Origin of the sequence: Pseudomonas sp. (genome assembly GCF_037994325.1) — a bacterium.
Classification (GTDB): Bacteria; Pseudomonadota; Gammaproteobacteria; order Pseudomonadales; family Pseudomonadaceae; genus Aquipseudomonas.
The window spans coordinates 1-4,474 of the sequence record NZ_JBBNAH010000158.1 but is presented as its reverse complement, the minus strand read 5'-3'; the positions used below and the strand labels follow the sequence as shown (position 1 = coordinate 4,474).

At 54.4% G+C, this 4,474-nt stretch carries 8 protein-coding genes and 1 pseudogene; all 9 read right to left on the bottom strand.

The annotated features are described in order from the left end of the window. Positions 1-62 (bottom strand): annotated as a pseudogene (locus tag AAAB16_RS05310) (30S ribosomal protein S3); the annotation flags it as partial. A 13-nt stretch (positions 63-75) separates the two neighbouring features. Beyond that, positions 76-408, bottom strand: coding sequence for a 50S ribosomal protein L22 (gene rplV / locus AAAB16_RS05305; RefSeq protein ID WP_003103908.1), 333 nt, complete (start codon positions 406-408; stop codon positions 76-78). Between the two features lie 11 nt (positions 409-419). Next, a complete protein-coding gene (gene rpsS, locus AAAB16_RS05300; protein WP_003255482.1) occupies positions 420-695 on the bottom strand; it encodes a 30S ribosomal protein S19 in 276 nt (91 codons plus the stop codon). Between the two features lie 16 nt (positions 696-711). Next, a complete protein-coding gene (rplB, locus tag AAAB16_RS05295) occupies positions 712-1,536 on the bottom strand; it encodes a 50S ribosomal protein L2 (RefSeq protein ID WP_108096532.1) in 825 nt (274 codons plus the stop codon). A 14-nt stretch (positions 1,537-1,550) separates the two neighbouring features. Further along, positions 1,551-1,850 carry a 50S ribosomal protein L23 gene (gene rplW, locus AAAB16_RS05290; RefSeq protein ID WP_002555488.1) on the bottom strand — a complete coding sequence of 100 codons (300 nt, stop codon included), beginning with the start codon at positions 1,848-1,850 and terminating at the stop codon, positions 1,551-1,553. Continuing rightward, positions 1,847-2,449, bottom strand: coding sequence for a 50S ribosomal protein L4 (rplD, locus tag AAAB16_RS05285; RefSeq protein ID WP_110618208.1), 603 nt, complete (start codon positions 2,447-2,449; stop codon positions 1,847-1,849). Before rplD ends, rplW begins: the two co-directional genes overlap by 4 nt. A 12-nt stretch (positions 2,450-2,461) precedes the next feature. Next, entirely contained in the window at positions 2,462-3,097 is a 636-nt protein-coding gene (gene rplC / locus AAAB16_RS05280; protein WP_108096534.1) for a 50S ribosomal protein L3, read from the bottom strand. Between the two features lie 83 nt (positions 3,098-3,180). After that, complete coding sequence (gene rpsJ, locus AAAB16_RS05275) at positions 3,181-3,492, bottom strand: 30S ribosomal protein S10 (RefSeq protein WP_003186070.1); 312 nt, start codon at positions 3,490-3,492, stop codon at positions 3,181-3,183. A 139-nt stretch (positions 3,493-3,631) separates the two neighbouring features. After that, the coding region (locus tag AAAB16_RS05270; RefSeq protein ID WP_340662399.1) for an elongation factor Tu at positions 3,632-4,474 on the bottom strand (843 nt) is incomplete at its 5' end.

Genomic DNA, 4,474 nt, shown 5'->3' with positions numbered 1-4,474 from the left:
ACGGAGGTGTGCTCCTTGACGATTCCCAGGCGAATGCCAATGGGATGTACTTTCTGACCCATCTCTTCGACTCCGTTACTTGTCAGCAACCTTGACAGTGATATGGCAAGACCGCTTGACGATGCGATCAGCACGGCCTTTGGCACGTGGCATGATGCGCTTCAGCGAACGCCCTTCGTTGACGAAAACGGTAGAGACTTTAAGGTCGTCCACGTCAGCGCCTTCGTTGTGCTCAGCGTTGGCCACAGCCGACTCCAGCACTTTCTTCATGATTTCCGCGGCTTTCTTACTGCTAAAAGCCAGCAGGTTGAGCGCTTCGCCCACCTTCTTCCCGCGGATTTGGTCGGCGACCAAGCGGGCTTTCTGGGCGGAGATTCGAGCGCCCGACAACTTAGCGGCTACTTCCATTTCCTTACCCCTTAACGCTTGGCTTTCTTGTCAGCCACGTGCCCGCGATATGTGCGGGTACCGGCGAACTCGCCCAGTTTGTGACCGACCATGTCTTCGTTCACGAGAACTGGAACATGTTGACGACCGTTATGCACAGCAATGGTCAGACCGACCATTTGTGGCAGGATCATCGAACGGCGCGACCAGGTTTTCACCGGCTTGCGATCGTTCTTTTCCACCGCCACTTCGACCTTCTTCAATAGGTGAAGATCGATAAAAGGACCTTTTTTCAGAGAACGTGGCACTGTCGTATCCCTCTATTTACTTGCGACGACGGACGATCATGTTATCGGTGCGTTTGTTACCACGAGTCTTCGCGCCCTTAGTCGGGAAGCCCCATGGAGACACCGGATGACGACCACCAGAGGTACGACCTTCACCACCACCATGTGGGTGGTCAACCGGGTTCATGGCAACACCACGAACGGTTGGGCGAACGCCACGCCAGCGCTTGGCACCAGCTTTACCCAGCGAACGCAGGCTATGCTCGGAGTTCGAGACTTCGCCCAGGGTCGCACGGCATTCAGCCAGCACTTTACGCATTTCACCGGAACGCAGACGCAAGGTCACGTAAGCACCTTCACGAGCGATCAACTGGGCCGAAGCACCAGCGGAACGAGCGATCTGAGCACCTTTGCCCGGCTTCAACTCAACACCATGAATGGTGCTACCGACTGGAATGTTACGCAGTTGAAGCGAGTTGCCCGGTTTGATCGGAGCGAGAGCGCCCGAGATCAACTGGTCGCCAGCACTCACGCCTTTAGGGGCGATGATGTAACGGCGCTCGCCATCTGCGTACAACAGCAGAGCGATGTGAGCGGTACGGTTCGGATCGTATTCAATACGCTCGACGGTGGCAGCAATGCCATCTTTGTCGTTGCGACGGAAATCGACCAAACGGTAATGCTGCTTATGACCACCACCGATGTGACGAGTGGTAATGCGGCCATTGTTGTTACGACCACCAGTCTTCGACTTCTTCTCGAGCAGCGGAGCGTAAGGAGCGCCTTTGTGCAGCTCCTGGTTGACCACCTTGACCACAAAACGGCGGCCAGCGGAGGTCGGTTTGCATTTAACGATTGCCATGATGCACCCCTTCCTTACTCAGCACTGCTGCTGAAATCGAGATCTTGGCCTGGTTGAAGGGAGATAACTGCCTTCTTCCAGTCGTTACGCTTGCCCAGACCGCGAGCAGTACGCTTGCTCTTACCCAAAACATTCAGGGTAGTAACACGCTCTACTTTCACACTGAACAGGCTTTCGACGGCCTTTTTGATTTCCAGCTTGGTTGCATCAGTAGCAACCTTGAAAACGAACTGGCCTTTTTTGTCAGCCAAAACCGTGGCTTTCTCAGAGACGTGCGGGCCAAGTAGCACTTTAAATACGCGTTCCTGGTTCATCCCAGCAGCTCCTCGAATTTCTTCACGGCCGACACAGTGATCAACACTTTGTCGTATGCGATCAGACTGACCGGATCAGAACCTTGAACGTCACGAACATCGACGTGCGGAAGGTTGCGAGCAGCCAGGTACAGATTCTGATCAACAGCATCAGACACGATCAGAACATCAGTCAGACCCATGCCATTCAGCTTGTTAAGCAGAGTTTTGGTTTTTGGTGCGTCGACTGCGAAGTCTTCAACCACAACCAGACGATCACTACGTACCAGCTCAGCAAGAATGGAGCGCAAGGCTGCGCGATACATCTTCTTGTTCAGCTTTTGGCTGTGATCCTGAGGGCGGGCTGCGAAAGTGGTACCGCCGCCACGCCAGATTGGGCTACGGATAGTACCGGCACGAGCGCGACCAGTACCCTTTTGACGCCACGGGCGCTTACCGCCGCCGGACACGTCAGAACGGGTCTTTTGCTGCTTGCTGCCCTGACGACCGCCAGCCATATAGGCCACGACCGCCTGGTGCACCAGTGTCTCGTTGAATTCGCCGCCGAAGGTCAGTTCGGAAACTTCGATCGCCTGAGCGCCATTTACATTTAATTGCATGTCAGCTTCCCCTTAACCGCGAGCCTTGGCTGCCGGACGCACAACCAGGTTGCCACCGGTAGCGCCAGGAACAGCGCCCTTAACCAGCAGCAGATTGCGTTCAGCGTCGACGCGCACTACTTCGAGGGACTGCACGGTCACGCGCTCAGCGCCCATATGACCGGACATTTTTTTGCCCTTGAATACACGACCAGGAGTCTGGCACTGGCCGATAGAGCCAGGGACGCGGTGGGAGACGGAGTTACCGTGGGTGTTATCTTGACCGCGGAAGTTCCAGCGCTTGATGGTACCGGCGAAGCCTTTACCCTTGGACTGACCGGTGACATCCACCAGCTGACCTGCTTGGAAAATTTCTGCATTGATCAGATCGCCAGCCTGGTAGTCGCCTTCTTCAAGACGGAACTCCCAGACGCCGCGACCGGCAGCTACGTTTGCTTTAGCGAAGTGACCTGCTTGAGCAGCAGTCACGCGCGAAGCACGACGCTCACCGACAGTGACTTGCACTGCACGATAGCCATCGCTTTCTTCAGTCTTAAACTGGGTGACGCGATTCGGCTCGATCTCAATGACCGTAACCGGAATGGAGACACCTTCTTCGGTGAAAATACGGGTCATACCGCATTTACGACCGACTACACCAATAGTCATGTTGTAAACCTCATGAGTGTACGGGGCTTTCACCCGCTATGGCCGCCCATTTCAGAGCGTTACACGACTAAAACCAAACGGTTTTAGCCGAGGCTGATCTGAACTTCCACACCAGCTGCAAGATCAAGCTTCATAAGAGCGTCGACGGTTTTATCCGTTGGCTGAACGATGTCCAGAACGCGCTTGTGAGTGCGAATCTCGTACTGATCTCGCGCATCTTTGTTGACGTGCGGAGAAACCAGAACAGTGAAACGCTCTTTGCGAGTGGGCAGAGGAATCGGACCACGCACTTGAGCACCAGTACGTTTCGCGGTTTCCACGATTTCCTGGGTGGACTGGTCAATAAGGCGATGATCAAAAGCCTTTAACCGAATCCGGATTTGTTGATTTTGCATTGTCCACAGACTCCCAGTTGCTATTCCCAACGGACGCAATACGCCCGTTAAAAGGAGGCGCAATTCTATAGACGCCCCCTATAGGTGTCAACTCAATAAAAAAGCCCCCGCAAGCGGGGGCTTTTTAACAAATCAACGATTACTCGATGATTTTTGCAACAACGCCAGCACCAACGGTACGGCCGCCTTCGCGAATCGCGAAACGCAGACCATCTTCCATCGCGATCGACTTGATCAAGGTAACAACCATCTTGATGTTGTCGCCCGGCATTACCATCTCAACGCCTTCCGGCAGTTCGCAGCTACCAGTAACGTCGGTAGTACGGAAGTAGAACTGAGGACGGTAGCCTTTGAAGAACGGAGTGTGACGACCACCCTCATCTTTGCTCAGGATGTAAACCTCAGCTTCGAACTTGGTGTGCGGCTTAACCGAACCCGGCTTTGCCAGTACCTGACCACGCTCAACATCTTCGCGCTTGGTACCGCGCAGCAGTACGCCGCAGTTTTCGCCAGCACGACCTTCGTCGAGCAGCTTGCGGAACATTTCAACGCCAGTGCAAGTAGTCTGAGTAGTGTCGCGCAGACCAACGATTTCCAAAGGCTCTTGAACCTTGACGATACCGCGCTCGATACGACCGGTAACTACAGTACCGCGACCGGAGATCGAGAATACGTCTTCGATTGGCATCAGGAACGGCTTGTCGATTACACGAACCGGCTCAGGAATGTAGCTATCCAGAGTTTCTACCAGCTTCTTAACAGCGGTAGTGCCCATTTCGTTATCGTCTTGGCCGTTCAGAGCCATCAGAGCGGAACCGATAATGATCGGAGTGTCGTCGCCTGGGAACTCGTAGGTGCTCAGCAGATCGCGAACTTCCATCTCAACCAGTTCCAACAGCTCAGCGTCGTCAACCATGTCAGCCTTGTTCAGGAAGACCACGATGTACGGAACGCCTACCTGGCGGGACAGCAGGATGTGCTC

Coding starts and splice junctions, on each gene's coding strand:
- rplV (WP_003103908.1), bottom strand. CDS start 408: ATGGAAGTAGCCGCTAAGTTGTCGGGCGCTCGAATCTCCGCCCAGAAA.
- rplB (WP_108096532.1), bottom strand. CDS start 1,536: ATGGCAATCGTTAAATGCAAACCGACCTCCGCTGGCCGCCGTTTTGTG.
- rplW (WP_002555488.1), bottom strand. CDS start 1,850: ATGAACCAGGAACGCGTATTTAAAGTGCTACTTGGCCCGCACGTCTCT.
- rplD (WP_110618208.1), bottom strand. CDS start 2,449: ATGCAATTAAATGTAAATGGCGCTCAGGCGATCGAAGTTTCCGAACTG.
- rplC (WP_108096534.1), bottom strand. CDS start 3,097: ATGACTATTGGTGTAGTCGGTCGTAAATGCGGTATGACCCGTATTTTC.
- rpsJ (WP_003186070.1), bottom strand. CDS start 3,492: ATGCAAAATCAACAAATCCGGATTCGGTTAAAGGCTTTTGATCATCGC.